Genomic DNA, 20,690 nt, shown 5'->3' with positions numbered 1-20,690 from the left:
GCGAAGCGGCCGGATGAGGGGGCAGCGCAACCTCTATACGTCCGCCTTGAACGTCTGCTTTTGCTGGCCCAGCCCTTCGATGCCCAGTGCAACCACATCGCCTGCCTTCAGGAACACCGGCGGCTTCATGCCGAGGCCGACGCCGGGCGGCGTGCCGGTGGAGATGATGTCGCCGGGGTGCAGCGACATGAACTGGCTGAGATAGGAAACCAGATACTTGACGCCATAGACCATGGTCTTGGTCGAGCCGTTCTGCATCGTCTTGCCGTTGACGGTCAGCCACATTTTGAGGTTCTGCGGGTCGGCTACCTCGTCCTTGGTCACCAGCCATGGGCCGGTCGGGCCGAACGTGTCGCAGGACTTGCCTTTGGTCCACTGGCCCTGGCGCTCGGCCTGGAAGGCGCGTTCGGAGACGTCGTGGGCAACGCTATAGCCGGCAACATAGTCGAGCGCATCGGCCTCGCTGACATATTTGGCGGTTTTGCCGATGATCACGGCCAGTTCGACTTCCCAGTCGGTCTTCTCCGAGCCGCGGGGGATCAACACGTCGTCATCCGGCCCGACAATGGCCGAGCTTGCCTTCATGAAAATGATCGGCTCCGGCGGCACGGTGGCGCCGGTTTCGGCGGCATGGTCGGAATAGTTGAGGCCGATGCAGATGAACTTGCCGGTGCCGGCAACGCAGGCGCCGAGGCGCGGGCTGCCGGAAACCGCTGGCAGCGACTTCGGATCGAGCTTGGCGAGTGCCGCCAGCGATGCCGGATCGAGCGTCTTGCCGCCGATATCGGTAACGTGAGCGGAGAGATCACGGATCGTTCCATCCGCATCGAGCAGGCCGGGACGTTCGCTTCCCACCTCGCCATAGCGCAGCAGTTTCATCTAAATTCTTCTCCTGATTGCGGCCTCGTGGCCTTTTGCAAACTTTCCGCCAAGGCGATTGCGCCTTCGCGGAACCGGCGGACCGTACCCATCGACCTGACTACGGACAAGCGCGATCGCCATGCAAGATAGCGGCGCGCGGGATTTTCAGACTCTTCGATCCCCTGTCAAACGCCGGGAAAGGGCCAAATCGTCCGGCTCGCGCAAGATTTCCGCAGTCAGATCGACCAGCCGCCGTCGATATTGTACGCCTGCCCTGACGTATAGGTGGCGCCGGCCAGATAGACGGCGAGATCCGCGATCTCCTCCGGCGTGCCAAGCCGGCCCATCGGCTGGCGGGCGATGAAGGCGGCGCGGGCGGCATCGTAGTCGCCTTGCGCGTGCATGCGGTCCTGCAGCGACGGGCTCTCGACCGTGCCGGGGCAAATGGCGTTGCAGCGTATGCCCTTGCCAACATAGTCGGCGGCGATCGCCTTGGTCAGGCCGATGACGGCGGCCTTGGTCAGGCCGTAGACGAAGCGGTTGGGCACGCCCTTGGTCGAACTGGCCAGCGAGGCCATGTTGATGATCGATCCGTCGCCGCGTTCCAGCATGCCGGGCAGCACGGCCCGGCTGGTGCGGATCATGGCGCGAACATTGAGGTTCAGCGCGAAATCGAGGTCGCCGTCCTTCATCTCAAGGATCGAGCCCGAATGGACAAAACCGGCGCAGTTGAACAGCACGTCGACGACACCGATCTCGGCGAAGGCGGCGTTGACGGCTTCGTCGTTGAGTACGTCCAGCTTGCGGGTCTTGATCCCCGGCGTCTTGGCGAGCTCCGCCAGCAGTGCCTCGTTGATGTCGGTGGCGTAGACGGTGGCGCCAGCTTTTGCGAAAGCCAGCGCGCTCGCCTTGCCGATGCCTTGCGCCGCTGCCGTGACGACAACGACCTTGCCTGCCAGATCAGCCATACTGTTCTCCTCGTCCGCTAGGGATAGTCCGGGTCTAATCCGCGGCTGGCCAAGGCGTCATGTGCCAGTCGCGCATGATCGTGCAGCCTGCGCCGTTGATCGTTCACTGATAAAGATGTTTTTTCTCGTTAAAGAACATCTGTCCATGCGTCAACCCCGAACACGATCTCTACCGCGCCGGGGGGAGATCAAAGCGCGCGACGCGCTTTGGCTCTTTGCCTTTATATATGTCGTTGCCCCAAAACCGCTGCGCACTTTTGGGCGACATACATTAATCGCCGTAAGGCACCCAGACATTCTTGACCTCGACGGCGCGGCGCAGGAAGGCGTCGCCGGCGGCTTCGTCGGATGCCCAGTCGATGCCGCGGCCATTGCCGCTCCAGACGCGCTTGAGGTTGCCGATGGACTCGGCCTCCGCCTTGGCGCAGGTCTCTGCATCGGCGAACACCCAGAGCCCGTCGACATCGTCATGCTTGGCCAGCACGCCGGCGAGTTCGGAGCTGCGGCCGGTGACGATGTTGATGGCGCCTGAGGGAATGTCGGAATATTCGATGACCTGGTAGAGATCGGTGGCCAGCAGCGGATAGCGCTCCGAAGGCACCGCGACCACGGTGTTGCCCATGGCCAGCGCCGGTGCGACCAGCGAGATCAGGCCGAGCAGCGGCGAGCTGTCGGGGGCGACGATGCCGACGACGCCGACCGGTTCATGAAGCGCCAGCGTCACGGCACGCGCCGGCGGCTGGTGCACGCGGCCCTCGAACTTGTCGGCTAGGCCGGCATAGAGGAACAGCCGTTCGATGGATTGTTCTACCTCTTCCCGCGCGGCCTTGGGCGTAGCGCCGGTCAATTCGGTGAGACGGGCGGCGAACTCGCCGGCACGGCCGGAAAGATTCTCGGCCAAATAATAGAGCACCTGGGACCTGTTATAGGCGGTCGCCTCCGGCCAGGCCTTGGCACCGCGGGCGGCAGAGACGGCATCGCGGATATCCTTGCGGCTGCCGAGCCCAACCTCGCCGGCAAGCTTGCCCTTGGCGGTGGCGACAGCCAGCGAATAATTGCCGTCCGGCCGTACCTGCTTGCCGCCGATGAACAGCTTAGCCGTGCGGTCGATTGCCGAGCCGTCGGCCTGCTCGACCGGCTGTGCGGAGGTCGTCGCCGGCTTGATGATCTGGCCGAGCGGCAGCTTCGCCGTGAGATATTCGAACATGCCCTCGCGCCCGCCTTCGCGACCGAAACCGCTCTCGCGGTAGCCGCCGAAGCCACAGGCGGCGTCGAACATGTTGGTGCCGTTGACCCAGACCACGCCGGCCTTCAATTGCGGCGCGACGTGCAGGGCAAGGTTGACGTTCTCGCTCCACACCGAGGCGGCGAGGCCATAGCGCGTGTTGTTGGCAAGCTCGATCGCTTCCTCGGTGTTGCGGAAGGTCATGGTCGCCAGAACAGGGCCGAACACCTCTTCTTGCGCCAATATGTTAGCCGGCGAAACACCTGTGGCGAGCGTCGGCAGATGGTAGTAGCCGGAAGACGGCAGCGCCGCATCCGGCTGCCAGCAGACGGCGCCCTGCCTGGCACCTTCGGCGACCAGGCCCTTGACGCGCTCGAGCTGTGTGGCGTCGACCAGCGGGCCGATATCGGTGTTCTTGTCGAGCGGGCTGCCGACGCGCAGCCGGCTCATCCGCGTCTTGACCTTGGCGATCAGGGCGTCGGCGATGCCTTCCTGGACCAGCAGTCGCGAACCGGCGCAGCAGACCTGGCCCTGGTTGAACCAGATACCGTCGACCAGGCCTTCGACGGCGCTGTCGAGATCGGCATCCTCGAAGACGATGAAGGCCGACTTGCCACCAAGCTCCAGCGACAGTTTCTTGCCCGAGCCGGCGGTCGCCTTGCGAATGATCTTGCCGACCTCGGAAGAGCCGGTGAAAGCGATCTTCTGGATGCCGGGGTGGTTGACGATGGCCGCACCAGCCCCAGGCCCGCCCTGGACGATGTTGACGACGCCTTTCGGTACGCCGGCGCGCTCACAGATCTCGGCGAACAGGATTGATGTCAGCGGTGTGAACTCGGCTGGTTTCAGCACCACGGTGCAACCTGCGGCGAGGGCCGGCGCGATCTTCCAGGCAAGCATCAGCAGCGGAAAATTCCACGGAATGATCTGGCCGACCACGCCGACACCCTTGTGGCCGGGGAAATCCCTGTCCAGCGCCTGCGCCCAACCGGCATGGTGGATGAAATGGCGGATGGCCAGCGGCACGTCGATGTCGCGGCTTTCGCGGATCGGCTTGCCATTGTCGATTGTCTCAAGCACCGCGAACAGGCGCTGGTGGCGCTGCATGGCGCGGCCGATGGCATAAAGCACCTTGGCGCGCTGATAGCCCGAGGCTGCCGACCACTTCGGCAGCGCCTTGGTGGCCGCCGCAACCGCCGCGTCGATGTCGACGGCATTGGCGTCGGATATCTTGGCCAGCAGCTTGCCGGAAGACGGCTCGCTGGTTTCGAAAGTCTTGCCGCCGGACGCGGCTTTCCAGTCGCCGCCGATGAACAGCGCCTTGCCGAAATCGCGCGCGGCAAGCCATGCATCGGCCTCGTTGCGGGCTTCCGGCGCCGGGCCGTATTCCATGGCGTGGTAGCGGTCGAGAATGTTCATTGGGCGCCTCCTTCACCCCTCCCACTTGTGGGAGGGTCGATCGGCTTGCCGATCGGGGTGGGGGTAAATCTCTCAAGCCACCGCGTGGCGATGATTGGCCGAATAGTGTCCGGTCAGATGGTGCTCGAGCTGGCGCTCGATGTCGGTCAAGAGGCTCGACGCACCGAAGCGGAACAGGTCCGGCTCCAGCCATGGGCGGCCGAGTTCTTCCTTCATCAGCACCAGCCAGTCGAGTGAGGCCTTGGCCGTGGAAATGCCGCCGGCCGGCTTGAAGCCGATGAGATAGCCGGTTTCCTCGAAATAGGCCCTGATGGCGCGCACCATGGCGAGGCCGACGGGCAGCGTCGCATTGACGCTTTCCTTGCCGGTCGAGGTCTTGATGAAGTCGGCGCCTGCCATCATCGCTACCATCGAGGCCAGCATGACATTGCGCAGCGTGGCGAGGTCGCCGGTGCCGAGGATGACCTTCAGATGCGCGTCACCGCAAGCGGCGCGCATCGAGACGATCTCATTGTATAGCTCGCGCCATTTGGCGCCGAACACCAGCCCGCGTGGAATGACCACGTCGATCTCGTCGGCGCCGTCGCGGACCGAGGCTTCGATTTCCTGCAGGCGGGTCGACAGGGGTGCCAGACCATGCGGGAAGGCGGTGGAGACGGCGGCGACATGGATGCCGGCGCCGCGCACGGCATCGACGGCGGTGGTGACGAAGGGATGGTAGACGCAGACGGCGGCCGGGCGGATGGTTTCACCTGATATGCCCAGGCCCTCGACGATGTCGCGGCGGAACGGATTGATCGCCTTGGCGCAGAGCCGGCGCACACGCTCCTCGGTGTCGTTGGAATTCAGCGTCGTCAAATCCATGCAGGCGACAGCGCGCAGCAGCCAGGCCGCCTGGTTGTCGGCCTTGATCGAGCGCCGCTTGGTCAGGCTGGCGACGCGCCGTTCCAGCGCCGAGCGGTTGACGCTGCGCACCGATTCCATGAAGCCGAGATCGAGCTTCATGCCGGGATTGCGCGCAATGCGATGGTCCGGTGGAACGGCTGTGTTGGCGGCGGCACGCGCCGGCAGCGGCGTCACCTTGGACGAGCCGATATCGGCTTCTCGGATTGTGCTGCTCATCTCCTGCCCTTTCATTCAGCGACGTGTGCCGAAGATAGCCCGTGAAGCCGTACTTCACGAGTCCTGCGGGCGGTCATAACCGAAAAAGGCGGCGAAAGCAGCAATTTTGACCGTGCGGTCAAAAGCATAGACTTCGAGATGTTGGTGCGGCTCAGCCGACGAAGGCGCGCTCGACGACAAAAGTCGCTGGATGGCTCAGCGAGCCTTCCTCGAAGCCGAGGCTTTCGGCCAGGTCCTTGACGTCCTTCAGCATATGCATCGAGCCGCAGATCATGATGCGGTCGGTTTCCGGGCTGAGCTTGTCGATGCCGAGATCGCTGTAGAACTTGCCGGAGCCGATCAGCGCGGTGATGCGGCCCATGCGTGCCGACTCTTCGCGGGTCGTCGAATTGTAGAGCGTGACGCGCCCAGTGGTCAGTTCACCGATCAGCGGGTCGCTTTCCAACGCCGCGACCAGCTCCTGGCCGTAGGTGAGTTCCGCATTGTCGCGGCAGGTATGGGTCAGGACCAGCTGATCGAATTTGTCGTAGGTGTCAGGGTCGCGCAGCAGGCTGGCGAAAGGCGCGATGCCGGTGCCGGTCGAGATCATGAACAGCCGCTTGGCCGGGGTCAGCGCGTCGACCACCAGCGTGCCGGTCGACTTCTGGCGCATGATGACGGTGTCGCCGACCTGGATCTTCTGCAGCTCCGAGGTCAGCGGGCCGTCCGGCACCTTGATCGAGAAGAATTCCAGCTCTTCGTCCCAGGCCGGACTTGCCACCGAATAGGCGCGGTACACCGGCTTCTCGGCATTGGGCAGGCCGATCATGACGAACTCGCCGGAGCGGAAGCGCAACGACTGCGGACGGGTGATGCGGAACGAGAACAGCCGGTCGGTGTAGTGCTTCACCGAGACGACGGTTTCGGCATAGACGTTGGCCGGAATCGGGAACTGCAGCGGTCGGGCGCCGACGGTGTTGAGAGCGGATGTGGTGTTCATCAAATCCAACCTTCTGGCCCAACCGTGGACGCGGGCGCCAAACTTTCACCTGCACGCCCGGACCATTCAGATCCCGGCGGGCTGTTCGCACACTGCAAAGCGGCAAGCTCTTGTGTCCGGAATTTATTAGTATACAAACGATATTTGCGTCAAGATGCTCCCTTAAAACAGCTTTCCAAACTGGCGCATATCCGTAGTCCGCGCATTTCGGGTTTCGACGATGGAAGAGAATATTTCGGCGCAAGCGCGCAATTCCCGGGGAAATGTCGTCGCCGGTATCGATGTCGGCGGCACCTTCACCGACCTGCTCCTGATCGACGGAAGCGACGGCGGCCGGGTGTATCTGGCCAAGACGCCGACCACGGTGGACAACCAGGCTTTCGGTGTCGTTTCGGCACTCGGCGCCACCGGATTTGCCATCGATAGCATCGACCTCATCGTGCATGGCACGACCACCACCACCAATGCGGTGCTGGAACGCCGGCTGGCGAAAACCGGCATGATCACCACGCGCGGTTTTCGCGACGTGATCGAACTGGGTCGGCGCACGCGGCCGCAGGCCTATGGCATGACCGGCAGCTTCGTGCCGATCATTCCGCGCAATCTCAGGCTCGAAGTCTCGGAGCGCGTCGAAGCATCGGGCGCGGTGCGCACGCCGCTCGACGAGACCGAGATGCGCGACGCCGTGCAGACGCTGATCGCGGCCGGTTGCGAATCCCTCGTCATCCATTTCCTGCATTCCTACGCCAACCCGGCACATGAGCGGCGCGCCGCCGAAATCGCCGCCGAGCTCTGGCCGAACGGCTACATCACGGCAGGCCACGCGCTGCTGTCGGAGGCGCGCGAGTTCGAGCGCGGCGTCACCGCGTCGGTCAACGCCTCCGTGCAGCCGATCCTCGAGCGCTATGTCGAGCGGCTGCGCAAGGAATTGGGCGCAAAAGGCTATGCCCGCGACTTCCTGATCATGAACGGCAATGGCGGCATGATCTCGGCCCGCTTCGTCACACGTGAATCGGCCAAGACGGTCATGTCCGGCCCGGCCTCCGGCGTCATCGCCGCCGCCTATACCGGAAAACGCGCCGGCTTCGAAAACCTCGTCACCTATGACATGGGCGGCACCTCGACCGACGTGGCGCTGATCCGCAATGCCGAGCCGGCAGTCTCGAACGAGATCGAGATCGAATATGCGATGCCGATCCATGTGCCGATGGTGGCGGTGCACACGGTCGGCGCCGGCGGCGGCTCGATCGCCCGCGTCGATGCGGCCGGCCTGATCCAGATCGGTCCGGAAAGTGCCGGCGCCAATCCCGGCCCGATCTGCTACGGACGTGGCGGCCTCGAGCCAACCATTACCGACGCCAATCTGGTGCTCGGCCGGCTGGCGCCGAAGAAGCTGCTGGCGGTCCAAAATCCCGTCACACCAGAGCGCGTCACCAGCATTTTCGAGGACAAGATCGGCAAGGCGACCGGCCTGTCCGGCGTCGAGGCGGCGGGCGCGGTGCTGCGGCTCGGCAACATGAAGATGGCCGGCGCCATCCGCATGGTCTCGGTGTCGCGCGGCCATGACCCTCGTGATTTCGCGCTGTTCGCCTTTGGCGGCGCCGGCCCGCTGCATGCGACCGCCCTGGCGCGCGAACTCGGCCTGCCCAAGGTGCTGGTGCCGGCGCGTCCGGGCATCACCAACGCACTCGGCTGCGTCGTCGCCGACCTGCGCCATGACTTCGTCAACACCATCAACCAGCCGGTGGCGGTGCTCGACGAAAAACAGCTTCATACTGTATTGGAACGCCACCGAAACGAAGGTGAAGAGCTGATCGGCAAGGAAGCGGTGAAGCCGGAGACGATCCGCGTTACCCACTCCGCCGACATGCAGTTCGTCGGCCAGACCCACATCATCAACGTGCCGCTGCCGTCCTCATCGGTGACGCGGGCAACACTGCAGCAGCTTTTCGAAAAGGCCTATTTCGCCCGCTTCAAGGTCGAACTGCCGGAAATCCGCGCCAACCTCGTCAATCTCAACACGTCGGTGACCGGCGTGCGTCCGGCGATCGATCTGTCGCGGCTGATCGATCCGGCGGGGCGCGCAACAACGCTGGATGAGGCAAGGCGCGAAATCCGGCCGGTCTGGTATGGCGGGCGTTGGCACGATACGCCGGTATATGCACGCGAAAAACTGCCGCTTGACGCTGAAATCGAAGGGCCGGCGATCCTCGAACAGATGGACGCCACCACCGTGCTCGAGCCCGGCGACCGCGCACGCTGCGACGCCGACGGCAACATCATCATCGACATCGGCGAGGCCTGAGATGCCTGACATTGATATGGCAAAACTCGACGCCATCACCCTTTCGGTCCTCCAGGCGGCCCTGCAACAGGTCTGCGACGAGATGGACCTTACGTTCTCTCGCGCCGCTTTCTCGCCTGTCATCGCCGAAGCCAACGACCGCTCCGACGGCATCTATTCGGCTGTCGATGGTTCGCTGATCGCGCAGGGAAGCCAAGGCCTGCCGGTGTTCGTCGGCGTCATGCAATATTCGACCAGGACGGTGATCGAGATGATCGCCGACGGCCGCTGCCTAGCCCCGGAGCCGGGTGACATCTACATCGTCAACGACCCCTATCTCGGCGGCACCCATCTGATGGATGTGCGCTTCGCCATGCCGGTCTACCGGGCCGGAAAAATCTTCTGCTGGCTGTCCAACACCGGCCACTGGCCAGACATTGGCGGCTCGGTGCCGGGCGGTTTTTCGGCCTCCGCGACCGCGGTCGAGCAGGAAGGCCTGCGGCTGCCGCCCGTAAAACTGTTCAAGAAGGGCGTGCTCGATCCGGAGATCTACGCCATCATCTGCTCCAACATCCGCGTTGCCGACCAGCGCATCGGCGACATCAGGGCCCAGGCCGCCGCACTGCTGATCGGCCAGGACCGGCTTAACGGAATCCTGGATCGTTACGGTGACGAAACCGTTGTCGAGGCGATCGCCGAACTGCGCCGCCGCGCCGCCGAGCAGATGCGCGCCAACATCTCAGCCATTCCCGACGGCACCTACCATTCCAAGGCGTTTGTCGATTCCGACGGGGTGGTCAACGAGCCGCTGACCATCGCGCTCGCCGTCGAGAAAAAAGGCAATACGCTGACTTTCGATTTCACCGGCTCGTCAAAGCCCTGCGCCGGGCCGATGAACAGCGTGCTGGCGACGACTTTGTCCTCGGTCTATCTCGCCATGCGCCACATTTTCCCTGATGTGCCGATCAGCGCCGGTGCCTTCGAACCGCTTGAAGTCAAGCGGCCGGAAGGCACTTTCCTCGACGCCAGATACCCGCGCCCCGTCTCGGGCTGCGCCGCCGAAGTGTCGCAGCGCATCGCCGAGGCGGTGTTCGCGGCCATGGTGCAGGCGCTGCCCGACAAGGTGACGGCGGCGCCCGCCGGCTCCAGCGGCAATTTCGCTCTTGGCGGCAACGACCCGGCGCGCGGCCGCGATTATGTGATGTACCAGATCTCCGGCGGCGGCTATGGCGGCAATTCAGGCCATGACGGGCTGACCAATGGCTGCTCGACCATCGGCATCTCGAAGTCGCCACCGGTCGAGATCATGGAACAGGCATTCCCGGTGCTCTACCGCCATTATGCCTTGCGCGAGGGTTCGGGCGGCGCTGGCAAGCATCGCGGCGGTTTCGGCCTCGCCTATGAGGTCGAAATCCTGCGCGGTGACGCCCGGGCCTCCTTCGTCATGGACCACGGCCGTTTCGGCCCACAGGGCGCACTCGGCGGCAGGGATGGCGCGGTCAACACGGTGACCGTCTTCCGCAACGGCGAGGAACATGTGCCGCTGCACCTTTCGAAGGAGCAGGACATTGCGCTCAAGGCCGGCGACCGCGTGCGCGTCGGCACGCCGGGCGGCGGCGGCTACGGCGATCCGCTGCAGCGCGATCCGGATCTGGTGCTGCGCGACGTGGCGCTGGGGTACTACACATCAGAGGAAGCCACCGAAAAGTTTGGCGTTGTCCTCTCGGCCGGGGAGTTGGCCATCGACCGGGCGGCGACCAACAAGCAGCGCGCCGGGTAACGCACCACCGATCGCCTGGCCTGGATCGCCCGCCGCGCCGCGATCGCCGCAGCGCATGTCGTTTCCGTCTCCGCCACACGCCCGGAAGACCGTAGACTTCCCGCTTTCAACGGGGAACTCGAACATGCGTCTTTCCGGTCGTTTCGTGCTTGCCGCTTCCGTCGCCCTCACCCTTGCCACGGGCGCCGCCTCCGCCCAGGACAAAAAACTCAGGATCGGTACCGAGGGCGCCTATCCGCCCTTCAATTACGCCAGTGCCGACGGCACGCTGGGTGGCTTCGACATCGACTTGGGGAAGGCGCTGTGCGCCGAGATGAAGGCCGAGTGTGAGTTCAGCGTGCAGGATTTCGATGGTTCCATACCGGCGCTGCAGGCCGGCAAGTTCGACGCCATCATCAACATCACCATCACGCCCGAGCGGGCCGAGAAGGTCGAGTTCACCCACAAATACTACCAGACGCCGCCGGCCATCGCCGTACCGAAGGATTCGACCATATCAGGCACCTCGCCGGACGACCTGAAAGGCAAGGCGCTCGGCGTGCAGACCGCGACCATCCACCAGAAATTCGCCGACCAGAAATATGCTGACTCGACGGTCAAGGCCTATCCGACCGGCGACGACGCCCGCACCGACATGGCCAATGGCCGCCTCGACGCGATGATGGACGGCTCGATCATCTTGACCGAGTGGCTGAAGAAGCCCGACGGCGCCTGCTGCAAGCTGCTCGGCACTCTGACGGCCGATCCGGCCATTCACGGCCCCGGCGTCGGCATCGCGCTGCAGAAGGGCAACAAGGAACTGGCCGACAAGCTCAATGCGGCCATCGACGCGCTGCGCGCCAACGGAAAATACAAGGAAATCAACGACAAATATTTCTCGTTCGACGTCTACGGCGGCTGATCCTGACGCAATCACCTTCGGCAGCGCCGCCTGGCGCTGCCGTTTTTCTTGGATGATGGAGACTTCCTTGGCTGAGCGGCGTTCCCCTTTCTACAGCAGCATCGTCGGGCTGGGCGCGACCATGGGTCGTGTCGGCGGCGATTTCATCTCGGCCAAAACTTATTCCGGCATTGCCGACGAGCACCTGAACACCCGCAAAAACGTCGGCGTGCAGGATCTCAGCACGATGGGCAAGATGGACGTCAAGGGGCCGGACGCCGAGGCGCTGGTCAACCATGTCATCGTCAATAATGCCGCCGCCATGAAGCCGGGCCAGGTCCGCTATTCCACGGTCTGCCGCGACGATGGCGGCATCATGGACGACCTCACCGTGTTTCGGTTGGGCCCGGAGCACTTCATGCTGGTGACCGGCTCGGTCAACCGCCTGAAGATGCTGCCCTGGCTGCATCATCACGCCCAGGGCCGCAAGGCCTATGTCACCGACATCACGGCGGCCATCGCCTTCCCGACCATCCAGGGTCCGCGCTCGCGCGAACTGCTGAAAGCGTTGATTGCGGATGCCGATCTGGATGGACTGAAGCGCTGGTCGTTCACGTCGGGCCATATCAACGGCACGCGGGTGCTGATCTCGCGCACCGGCGTGACCGGCGAACTCGGCTTCGAATTGTTCGTGCCGGCCGACGAGGCGGCCTCGCTCTGGGACGCGCTGATGCGCACCGGCCGTGACTTTGGCCTGAAACCCTATGGCGTGCTGGCGATGTTCACGCTGGGCCTGGAAAAGGCCTACCCGGCGCACGGCATCGACATGGACGAGAGCCGCACCCCGTTCCATGTCGGCCTCGACCGCTGGATCAAGTTCGACAAGGGCGATTTCGTCGGCCGCGAGGCGCTTCTCAAGGTCCGCGACACCGGCCTCGACGAGCAATGGGTCGGACTGATCCTCGACGGCGACAAGCCGGCCGCGACCGATGCCAAGGTTCTGGCCGATGGCGAGGACGCCGGCATCGTCACCTACAGCGACCACGGCTATTCCCTCGGCAAGGTGCTGGCCACCGCGCATCTGCGGCTGCCCTTCACGGCTGTCGGCACCGAATTGAACATTGATATCGGTGGTCAGCCGACGCGTGCGGTCGTGGCGCCGATACCGTTCTTCGATCCGGAAGGGGTGAGGTTGCGAGGTTAACTGACCCCCATCGGGTGTTTCGGCCTTTCCAAGGTATGCGGGCCGTCAACCCGAGCGACCGTCGAAACTTCTGCGGTAGCCGGAACGATCAGCTTTCGCCATCGATCAGCGTCTCCAGCAAATCGAGCAACTGCTCGAGCTTTTCGTGGCCGAAGCGCTGTTCGATGTCGTCATAAATGACGCGACGCTCGGGCGACAGGGCGTCGATCAAGGCGGAACCGGCGGGCGCAATGGTTAGAACGACGCGGCGGCCGTCGCCTTCGGCCTTGTTGCGGGTGATGAATTTGCGTCCCTCGAGCGCCTTGATGATGCGCGTCAGGCTGGGCGGCAAAACCGAGGCGCGGTCGGCGAGTTCCGTCGCCTCGACCGGGCCGGCTTCGCTCAGCACGCGCAGCACGCGCCATTGCTGTTCGGTCACGTCATGCGCGGCAAGCATCGGCCGAAACCGCGCCATCACCGCTTCGCGGGCATGAAGCAGCGCCATCGGCAGAGAACGACGGGTTTCAGGCAGCAAGAAAAGAGCCTCCCACGCTTGCGATCGAAACAGGCCTCCCTCGGCCGAATCCGCCTGCCAGGGCCCGTTCCCGCCATCCCGTATCGTTGCGCCAAGCCCGATGCAAGGCTTGACTTCGCGCATGCTGCATGTAATTAACGCGTTAACTACAACAAGGCGATAACCCAGGGAACGAAACGCCGTGCCTCACTTCTCCATCGAGTATTCGGCCAATCTCGATGCCAAGGTCGATATGGGCGAATTGTGCGCTCTGGTGTTGCGCACAGTGCTGGACACCGGGCTGTTCGAAACCGGCGCCGTGCGGGTGCGGGCGTTTCGCGCCGAGGCCTACGCGATGGCCGACAGGCTGCCGGAAAACGCCTTTCTCGACATGTCGTTTCGCATCGGCACCGGCCGCAGCGCCGACGACAAGAAGCGGACTGGCGAGGCTGTCTTCGCGGCGGTGAGCGAATACCTTGGCACGCTGTTCGAGACCCCGCATTTCGCCCTGTCGCTCGAAATCCGGGAAATCGACCCGGTGCTCAGCTGGAAGAGAAACGCAATCCACCCGCGACTGCGCGGCAAGTGACGGAACCCGACATGTCCGACCTGCAAGGCAATCTGAATAAGGCCGAGGCCTATCTGGCCCGCTTCAAGCACGATGGCGTGTTGAACCAGATCGGCAGCGAGGCGGTGCCGGCGCTCGACGGCACGACGTTCGAAACGCTGTCGCCGGTCAACCTGAAGCCGCTGGCAAGCGTCGCGCGCGGCGGGGCTGCCGACATCGACCGCGCCGCCAGGGCGGCGAAGGCGGCTTTCCCGGCCTGGGCCGCCATGCCTGGCGAGGCACGCAAGAAGCTGCTGCACAGAATCGCCGACGCGATCGAGGCGCGTGCCGAGGAGATCGCCTTCGTCGAATGCATGGATACCGGCCAGGCGCTGAAATTTATGGCCAAGGCGGCGTTGCGGGGTGCCGAGAATTTCCGCTTCTTCGCCGACCGTGCGCCCGAAGCTCGCGACGGCGAGACGCTGCGGACCACGGGCCAGGTCAACCTCACCACGCGGGTGCCAATCGGCCCGGTAGGCATCATCACGCCGTGGAACACGCCGTTCATGCTGTCGACCTGGAAGATCGCGCCAGCGCTGGCGGCTGGCTGCACGGTGGTTCATAAACCGGCTGAATTTTCGCCGCTGACCGCCCGCCTGCTCGTCGAGATCGCCGAGGAGGCCGGCCTGCCGAAGGGTGTCTGGAACCTGGTCAACGGCCTGGGTGAAGATGCCGGCAAGGCGTTGACCGAGCATCCCGACATCAAGGCGATCGGCTTTGTCGGCGAGAGCCGCACCGGCTCGATGATCATGAAACAAGGCGCCGACACGCTGAAGCGCGTGCATTTCGAGCTTGGCGGCAAGAACCCGGTGATCGTCTTTGCCGACGCCGATCTCGAACGCGCCGCCGCCGCCGCCGTATTCATGATCTATTCGCTGAATGGCGAACGCTGCACCTCGTCGTCGCGACTGCTGGTCGAAGCCTCGATCTATGAAAGCTTCACCGCCAAAGTCGCGGAGAGGGCGAAGCGCATCGTCGTCGGCCATCCGCTCGATCCGAAAACGGTGATCGGGCCGCTGATCCATCCGGTGCATGAAAAGAAAGTGCTGTCCTATATCGAGATCGGCAGGTCGGAGGGGGCCACGCTCGCCGTCGGCGGCGGCAAGGTCGATGGGCCGGGCGGCGGCTGTTATGTCGGCCCGACCCTGTTCACCAGCGTCTCCAACGGCATGCGTATCGCGCAGGAGGAGATTTTCGGGCCGGTGCTGAGCGCTATTCCCTTCAAGGACGAGGCTGAAGCGCTCGCGCTGGCCAACGACACCCAATACGGTCTGACCGGTTATCTCTGGACGTCCGACGTCACCCGCGCCTTCCGCTTCACCGATGCGTTGGATGCCGGCATGATCTGGGTCAACTCGGAGAATGTGCGCCATTTGCCGACACCGTTCGGCGGCGTCAAGAATTCCGGCATCGGCCGCGACGGCGGGGACCATTCCTTCGACTTCTACATGGAGACGAAGAACGTAGCCTTCGCGACGACCGCGCACGCGATCCAGAAACTCGGCGGTTGACCGGAGGAAATCAGATGCCCTTGCCCAAGCCCAATCTCTATCCCGCCTTCAACATCGTGCGCCTCAGCCATGTCGAGCTAGCCGTCACCGACCTCGCCAAAGCCCGTGCGTTCTATGTCGATACGCTCGGCCTCCAGGTCACCGACGAGACTTCGGACACCATCTATCTCAGGGCGCTGGAGGAGCGCGGGCACCATTGTATCGTGCTGAAGAAGGGGGCCACGGCCGAAGCCCGCGACCTCGGCTTCAAGGTCTTCTCGGACAAGGATCTCGACAAAGCGGTGCATTTCTTCAAGGGAAAAGGCCTGCCGGTGGAATGGGTCAAGCGACCCTACCAGTCGCGAACCTTGCGCACCCGCGATCCGCACGGCATTCCGCTCGAATTCTACGCTGAGATGGAGCGGCTGCCGCCGATCCACCAGAAATACGCGCTGTACAAGGGCGTGAAGCCGCTGCGCATCGACCACTTCAACTGCTTCTCGCCCAATGTCGACGAGTCCGTCGCCTTCTACAACGAGCTCGGCTTCCGGGTGACCGAGTATACCGAGGACGCCAGCAGCGGAAGACTGTGGGCGGCGTGGACGCACCGCAAGGGCGGCGTGCACGACATCGCCTTCACCAACGGCATCGGCCCGCGCCTGCACCACGTCGCCTTCTGGGTGCCGACGCCGCTCAACATCATCGACCTGCTCGACCTGATGGCGACGACGGGCTATCTGCCGAACATCGAACGCGGCCCTGGCCGGCACGGCATCTCCAACGCCTTCTTTCTCTATGTCAGAGACCCGGACAACCACCGCATCGAGATCTACTGTTCGGACTACCAGACGGTCGATCCGGACCTTGAGCCGATCAAATGGGACCTCAAGGACCCGCAGCGCCAGACGCTGTGGGGCGCGCCGGCGCCGAAAAGCTGGTTCGAGGAGGGTAGTGTATTTGCCGGAGCTGCGGTGCGCCAGCCGGATTTGGCGGCTTCGCCGATCATTGCGCCTTAGTGGATTTTGGAGATGTCTGCGTTCCTTGGCGCCCCCCTCTGTCCTGCCGGACCCGGCCCTTCGCTGCCGCTTCGGGCGTTCGTCGTCCGGAAAGCCAAGCAATTGGCTTCCCGTCCGCTACGCGGATCACTCCTCACCCCCCTCAAGGGGGGAGATTGGCTGGCCTCGCGGCCCGGGCCCTTCTCGCAACGCTGGAAATTGGCGAAGGCAGAGACGATATCCAATCTCCCCCCAAGAGGGGGAGATGTCCGGCAGGACAGAGGGGGGCGCCGTAGAGCTCCAACCTTGCCCGCAATCAACATCACCAAAGCCGGAGCCGCAGCATGAACCCCGCACGGCTCGCCACCTTCACCGTCGGCGGCAAGGCGCGCTATGGCGCGATCACGAGCAAGGGCGTCATCGACCTGTCGGCGCGCCACAGACAGTGGCCGACGCTGCGCGAAGTGATCGAGGCCGGCGCCTTGCGGCGGCTGGCGGAAGAGGCCGAGGCCTTCGCCCCGGACTTCCCACTCGACGCCATCGCCTACGAAATCCCGATCCCGTCGCCGGAAAAGATCATCTGCGTTGGCGTCAACTATCCGGACCGCAACGAGGAGTACAAGGACGGCCAGGCTGCGCCCTCCAACCCGTCGCTGTTCATCCGCTTTCCCCGTTCATTCGTCGGCCATGGCGCGCCGCTGGTGCGGCCGCCGGAATCACCCCAGCTCGACTATGAGGGCGAAATCGTCATCGTCATCGGCAAGGCAGGCCGGCGCATCGCGGAGGCCGACGCGCTCGGCCATATTGCGGCGCTGTCGCTGTGCAACGAGGGCACCATCCGCGACTGGGTGCGCCATGCCAAGTTCAACGTCACGCAAGGCAAGAATTTCGACCGCACGGGTTCGATCGGCCCCTGGCTGGTGCCGTTCACCGACGAGGCGCAGATTGCCGACATTGCGCTGACCACCCGCGTCAATGGCGAGCTGCGCCAGCAGGATCGCATCAGCCGGATGATCTTCCCGTTCCGCAAGATCATCAATTACATCTCGACCTTCACGACGCTGGTGCCGGGCGATATCATCGTCACCGGCACGCCGACGGGTGCCGGCGCCCGCTTCGATCCGCCGATCTGGCTGAAGCCCGGCGATGTGATCGAGGTGGAGGCCGATGGCATCGGCGTGCTCAGAAACGGTGTCGTCGACGAGGCAGCGCAATGACCCCGGAGCAAGTGGAAGACGCCGCGGCACGGCTGTTCGAGGCCGAGCGGTCGCGCCGCCAGATCCGTCTGCTCAGCCTCGATTTTCCCGATGCGACGATGGAGGACGCCTACCGCGTGCAAGCGGCGCTGGTGACGCGCAAGATCGATGCCGGGCTGAAGCCGAAGGGCTGGAAGATCGGGCTGACATCGAAGGCAATGCAGTACGCGCTTGCCATCGACACGCCGGATTCGGGCGTGCTGTTCGACGACATGTTCTTCCATGACGGCGCGACGGTGCCGGCCGGCCGCTTCATCCAGCCGCGCGTCGAGGCCGAGATCGCCTTCGTCATGAAGGCGCCGCTGAAAGGCCCCGGCGTGACCATCTCCGACGTGCTCCACGCAACCGACTACATCACGCCGGCGCTGGAAGTCCTTGATACGCGCATCGAGCGCGTCAATGCCGAGACGAAGAAGGCACGCACCTTCTTCGACACGATTTCCGACAATGCCGCCAATGCCGGCATTGTCATCGGCGGCCGGCCGCAACGTCCTGATGAGGCCGACATGCGCTGGATCGGCGCCATCGTCTCGCGCAACGCCGAGGTCGAGGAAACCGGGCTCGGCGCCGGCGTGCTCAACCATCCGGCGATGGGCATCGCCTGGCTGGCGGATCGGCTCGCCCGCTACGGCATGTCGATCGCGGCAGGTGAGGTGGTGCTGTCAGGATCGTTCGTGCGCCCGGTCGAGGCGCGTCCCGGCGACACCATCGTCGCCGATTTCGGCAGTTCGGGCACGGTCAGCATCCATTTCGCGAAGGGCTGATGACCCGCCAGTTCTTGTCGATCGGCCTATTCCCCACGCAGATAGGCAATCACCACATCGGCCGCGATGGCCGACATGCGCATGCCGACATCCCTGGTGATGTCGCCTTCGACGCGGCTCTGCACCCAGCCAAGAAAGGCGAAGGCGCGCAAGGCCGAAAACAGCGGCAGCGCGGCGATGTCGCGCGCCGTCAGCTCCCGCTCCTGCCGATAGCCGTCGAGCAGAGCGGCCTCGATCAGCGGATAGATCGCCTCCTCGCGGTTCTGGTACAGCGCGACGGCAAGGTCGTACATGTGCCAGCCATGGCCGCAATCGTCGAAGTCGATGATGCGGATCGCGCCGTCATGGACGAGCACATTCTCGCGCACCAGGTCGGCGTGGATGATGCCGAAATTGCGGGCGCTGCGTTCATGCTCCGACAGCGCCTCCACGGCCTTTTCCCGCGCCTGGAAAACCAGCTCGCGACGAGGGCCGTCGAGGAAGGGCGAGGTCTCGAAACGGCCCCAAATCGGGTTCGCACCGAAGAAGCCGTCGAAATCCCAGGCATGGCGGGCAAAGCCGGCGGGCGGCGTCCAGGCAGACGTGACATTGTGCATGTGGGCGATGGTTCGCCCCATCGCGGTAAAGACCTGTCTTGCCTGCTCGGGCGTAAAATCCAGCGGCACGCCTCGCGCGCCGACGGCGCGGCCTTCCAGCCAGCTCAAGCAATCGACTTGACGGGGTTGCACTGAGGCGTTGGCGCTGACAAGCACGAACAGATCGCCGGCCGGCGTGGCGACCGGCGAGGGTGTGGCGATGCCGGCCGATTGCAGAAAGCCCATCCATTGCAGTTCCGAGCGCAGGGCGGCGTCCGTGTGATAGCCAAGCCGATGAATGCGCATGGCGGCCGGCTGGCCTGTTGGCAAGATGACGCGAAACACCGCGTTCTCGCGGAATTTCAGCAGCTCCGGCTCACCCTCATCAATGCCCCAATGGGTGAGCGCGCGCCTGGCAAGCGCCGTGACATCGGCTGCCGTCTCGGGCTCGGACTGCGCGGAAACAGCGCTCACGCCTTCACTCCGCCGACTTCACCAAGCACTTCGTCAAGCAGCCCGATCAGGACGTCGGCATTGTCGCGTGAAAACGGCATTGGCGGGCGGATCTTCAGCACATTGCCGTGGATACCAGTCTTGCCCATCAGCACTCCGCGATGGCGCATGCGGTTGGCGGCCTGCTCGGCAATGTCGGGCGCCGGCTCGCGCGTCTCGCGGTCGTGAACCAGTTCGGCGCCGAAGAACAGGCCGGCGCCCCTGACCTCGCCGATGCATTCATGGCGCTCGGCCAGCGGGCGCAGCAGACCGAGCGCATAGGCGCCGACATCGCGTGCGTTGGCGACGAGATCGTCCTGCTCGATGACGTCGAGGACGGCATTGGCCACCGCGCAGGAAACCGGATTGCCGCCAAAGGTGTTGAAGTAACGGAAAGCGTTGCGGAAGGTCGCCAATGTGTCCTTGGTGGTGACCACGGCGGCGACCGGATGGCCGTTGCCCATCGGCTTGCCCATGGTGACGATGTCGGGAACGAAGCCGGCGCGCTGGTGGCCCCAGAAATGGCTGCCGGTTCGGCCGAAACCGGGCTGCACCTCGTCGGCGATGACCAGTCCTCCGGCGTCGCGCACCGCGCGCATGGCACCGTCGAAGAAGCCGCTGGGTAGCGTCGGAAAGCCTTCATTGGCGAGCAGCGGGCAGAGGATGATGCCGGACAGGCCGATGCCGTTCTCTTCCAGCGACGCGATGGCTTCGCGCACCGCGTCGCCAAAGGCTTTGCTGTTGGCCATCGCATCCGGCTGGCGATAGCTGTCGGGCGCCGGCACCAGCCTGACGTTGCGGGCGCGGCCTCCGACCGGCGGCATGCGGGTGCTGAGCTGCGAAACCGCCGTGGTGTTGCCATGGTAGGTGGCGTCGGTGGCGATGATGCCCATGCGGCCGGTCGCGGCCTGCGCCATGCGCAGCGCGATGTCGTTGGCCTCGCTGCCGGTGCAGGTCAGGATGGCGGTCGACAGGCTGGCATCGAAGGTCGCGGTCAGCCGCTCGACATAGTCGAGGATGGCGGTGTGCAGGTAGCGCGTGTGTGTGTTGAGCAGGCTTGCCTGCCGGCAAAGGGCCTCGACCACATGCGGGTGGCAGTGGCCGACATGCGCGACATTGTTGTAGGCGTCCAGATATTTGCGGCCGTCGGCTTCGTAGAGCCAGACGCCTTCACCGCGCACCAGGTGCACGGGCTCATCATAGAACAATTGCGATTTCCCCCCGAGCAGGCGGGAACGCCGGCTAACCAGAGCTTCCTGCGATTGAGCCATTTGCATCTCGAAACTCCGTTCCATC

At 64.3% G+C, this 20,690-nt stretch carries 17 protein-coding genes; 9 read left to right on the top strand and 8 right to left on the bottom strand.

Annotated features, from left to right (window positions below; translation table 11 throughout):
• Window positions 1-33: 33 nt before the first annotated feature.
• The 5 genes from NKH97_RS13555 to NKH97_RS13535 all read right to left on the bottom strand — a co-directional run bounded on the left by NKH97_RS13555 (window position 34) and on the right by NKH97_RS13535 (window position 6,574).
• Window positions 34-879 carry a fumarylacetoacetate hydrolase family protein gene (locus NKH97_RS13555; RefSeq protein ID WP_352440648.1) on the bottom strand — a complete coding sequence of 282 codons (846 nt, stop codon included), beginning with the start codon at window positions 877-879 and terminating at the stop codon, window positions 34-36.
• Window positions 880-1,097: 218 nt separating this feature from the next.
• Complete coding sequence (locus tag NKH97_RS13550) at window positions 1,098-1,829, bottom strand: SDR family oxidoreductase (protein ID WP_352440647.1); 732 nt, start codon at window positions 1,827-1,829, stop codon at window positions 1,098-1,100.
• A 271-nt stretch (window positions 1,830-2,100) separates the two neighbouring features.
• Window positions 2,101-4,473 carry an aldehyde dehydrogenase family protein gene (locus NKH97_RS13545; RefSeq protein WP_352797273.1) on the bottom strand — a complete coding sequence of 791 codons (2,373 nt, stop codon included), beginning with the start codon at window positions 4,471-4,473 and terminating at the stop codon, window positions 2,101-2,103.
• A gap of 72 nt (window positions 4,474-4,545) precedes the next feature.
• Window positions 4,546-5,595: a deoxyribose-phosphate aldolase gene (gene deoC, locus NKH97_RS13540; RefSeq protein WP_352797270.1), complete on the bottom strand. Its 1,050-nt coding sequence runs from the start codon at window positions 5,593-5,595 to the stop codon at window positions 4,546-4,548.
• Window positions 5,596-5,746: 151 nt separating this feature from the next.
• A complete protein-coding gene (locus NKH97_RS13535; RefSeq protein WP_023810851.1) occupies window positions 5,747-6,574 on the bottom strand; it encodes a ferredoxin--NADP reductase in 828 nt (275 codons plus the stop codon).
• 220 nt (window positions 6,575-6,794) lie between these two features.
• On the opposite strand from NKH97_RS13535, the gene NKH97_RS13530 reads away from it, so the two are divergent.
• The 4 genes from NKH97_RS13530 (at window position 6,795) to NKH97_RS13515 (ending at window position 12,722) form a co-directional block, all read left to right on the top strand.
• A complete protein-coding gene (locus tag NKH97_RS13530) occupies window positions 6,795-8,879 on the top strand; it encodes a hydantoinase/oxoprolinase family protein (protein ID WP_352797266.1) in 2,085 nt (694 codons plus the stop codon).
• 16 nt (window positions 8,880-8,895) lie between these two features.
• Window positions 8,896-10,638, top strand: a complete 1,743-nt coding sequence (locus NKH97_RS13525) for a hydantoinase B/oxoprolinase family protein (RefSeq protein WP_023810849.1) — start codon at window positions 8,896-8,898, stop codon at window positions 10,636-10,638.
• Window positions 10,639-10,762: 124 nt separating this feature from the next.
• Window positions 10,763-11,539: an ABC transporter substrate-binding protein gene (locus NKH97_RS13520; protein WP_352553253.1), complete on the top strand. Its 777-nt coding sequence runs from the start codon at window positions 10,763-10,765 to the stop codon at window positions 11,537-11,539.
• 52 nt (window positions 11,540-11,591) lie between these two features.
• A complete protein-coding gene (locus NKH97_RS13515; protein WP_352553252.1) occupies window positions 11,592-12,722 on the top strand; it encodes an aminomethyl transferase family protein in 1,131 nt (376 codons plus the stop codon).
• An 88-nt stretch (window positions 12,723-12,810) separates the two neighbouring features.
• Here NKH97_RS13515 and hpaR read toward each other — a convergent pair whose 3' ends face one another.
• On the bottom strand, window positions 12,811-13,206 hold the full coding sequence (gene hpaR / locus NKH97_RS13510; protein WP_127276380.1) for a homoprotocatechuate degradation operon regulator HpaR: 396 nt from the start codon (window positions 13,204-13,206) through the stop codon (window positions 12,811-12,813).
• A 211-nt stretch (window positions 13,207-13,417) separates the two neighbouring features.
• On the opposite strand from hpaR, the gene NKH97_RS13505 reads away from it, so the two are divergent.
• From NKH97_RS13505 to hpaH, 5 genes are all read left to right on the top strand, one after another.
• Window positions 13,418-13,804: a 5-carboxymethyl-2-hydroxymuconate Delta-isomerase gene (locus NKH97_RS13505; protein ID WP_023810846.1), complete on the top strand. Its 387-nt coding sequence runs from the start codon at window positions 13,418-13,420 to the stop codon at window positions 13,802-13,804.
• 11 nt (window positions 13,805-13,815) lie between these two features.
• Window positions 13,816-15,333 (top strand): 5-carboxymethyl-2-hydroxymuconate semialdehyde dehydrogenase, encoded by a 1,518-nt coding sequence (gene hpaE / locus NKH97_RS13500; RefSeq protein ID WP_352797261.1) that lies wholly within the window; start codon window positions 13,816-13,818, stop codon window positions 15,331-15,333.
• Window positions 15,334-15,347: 14 nt separating this feature from the next.
• The gene (hpaD, locus tag NKH97_RS13495) at window positions 15,348-16,328 is read left to right on the top strand and encodes a 3,4-dihydroxyphenylacetate 2,3-dioxygenase (RefSeq protein ID WP_352797258.1); all 981 of its coding nucleotides are present in this window, start codon (window positions 15,348-15,350) and stop codon (window positions 16,326-16,328) included.
• Window positions 16,329-16,651: 323 nt separating this feature from the next.
• Window positions 16,652-17,524, top strand: coding sequence for a fumarylacetoacetate hydrolase family protein (locus NKH97_RS13490; protein ID WP_352774318.1), 873 nt, complete (start codon window positions 16,652-16,654; stop codon window positions 17,522-17,524).
• Entirely contained in the window at window positions 17,521-18,327 is an 807-nt protein-coding gene (gene hpaH, locus NKH97_RS13485) for a 2-oxo-hept-4-ene-1,7-dioate hydratase (RefSeq protein ID WP_352774316.1), read from the top strand. Before NKH97_RS13490 ends, hpaH begins: the two co-directional genes overlap by 4 nt.
• Before the next feature lie 26 nt (window positions 18,328-18,353).
• On the opposite strand, the gene NKH97_RS13480 is transcribed toward hpaH, so the two are convergent.
• Together NKH97_RS13480 and NKH97_RS13475 are read right to left on the bottom strand one after the other, a co-directional pair.
• Window positions 18,354-19,376 (bottom strand): phosphotransferase enzyme family protein, encoded by a 1,023-nt coding sequence (locus tag NKH97_RS13480; protein WP_352774314.1) that lies wholly within the window; start codon window positions 19,374-19,376, stop codon window positions 18,354-18,356.
• Complete coding sequence (locus NKH97_RS13475; protein ID WP_352673218.1) at window positions 19,373-20,665, bottom strand: aminotransferase class III-fold pyridoxal phosphate-dependent enzyme; 1,293 nt, start codon at window positions 20,663-20,665, stop codon at window positions 19,373-19,375. Before NKH97_RS13475 ends, NKH97_RS13480 begins: the two co-directional genes overlap by 4 nt.
• Window positions 20,666-20,690: the final 25 nt, after the last annotated feature.

Source organism: Mesorhizobium sp. M0870 (genome assembly GCF_040319775.1).
Taxonomy (GTDB): Bacteria; Pseudomonadota; Alphaproteobacteria; order Rhizobiales; family Rhizobiaceae; genus Mesorhizobium.
Note: the sequence above shows the minus strand (reverse complement) of the source record. Positions and strands in the feature narration are given on the sequence as shown.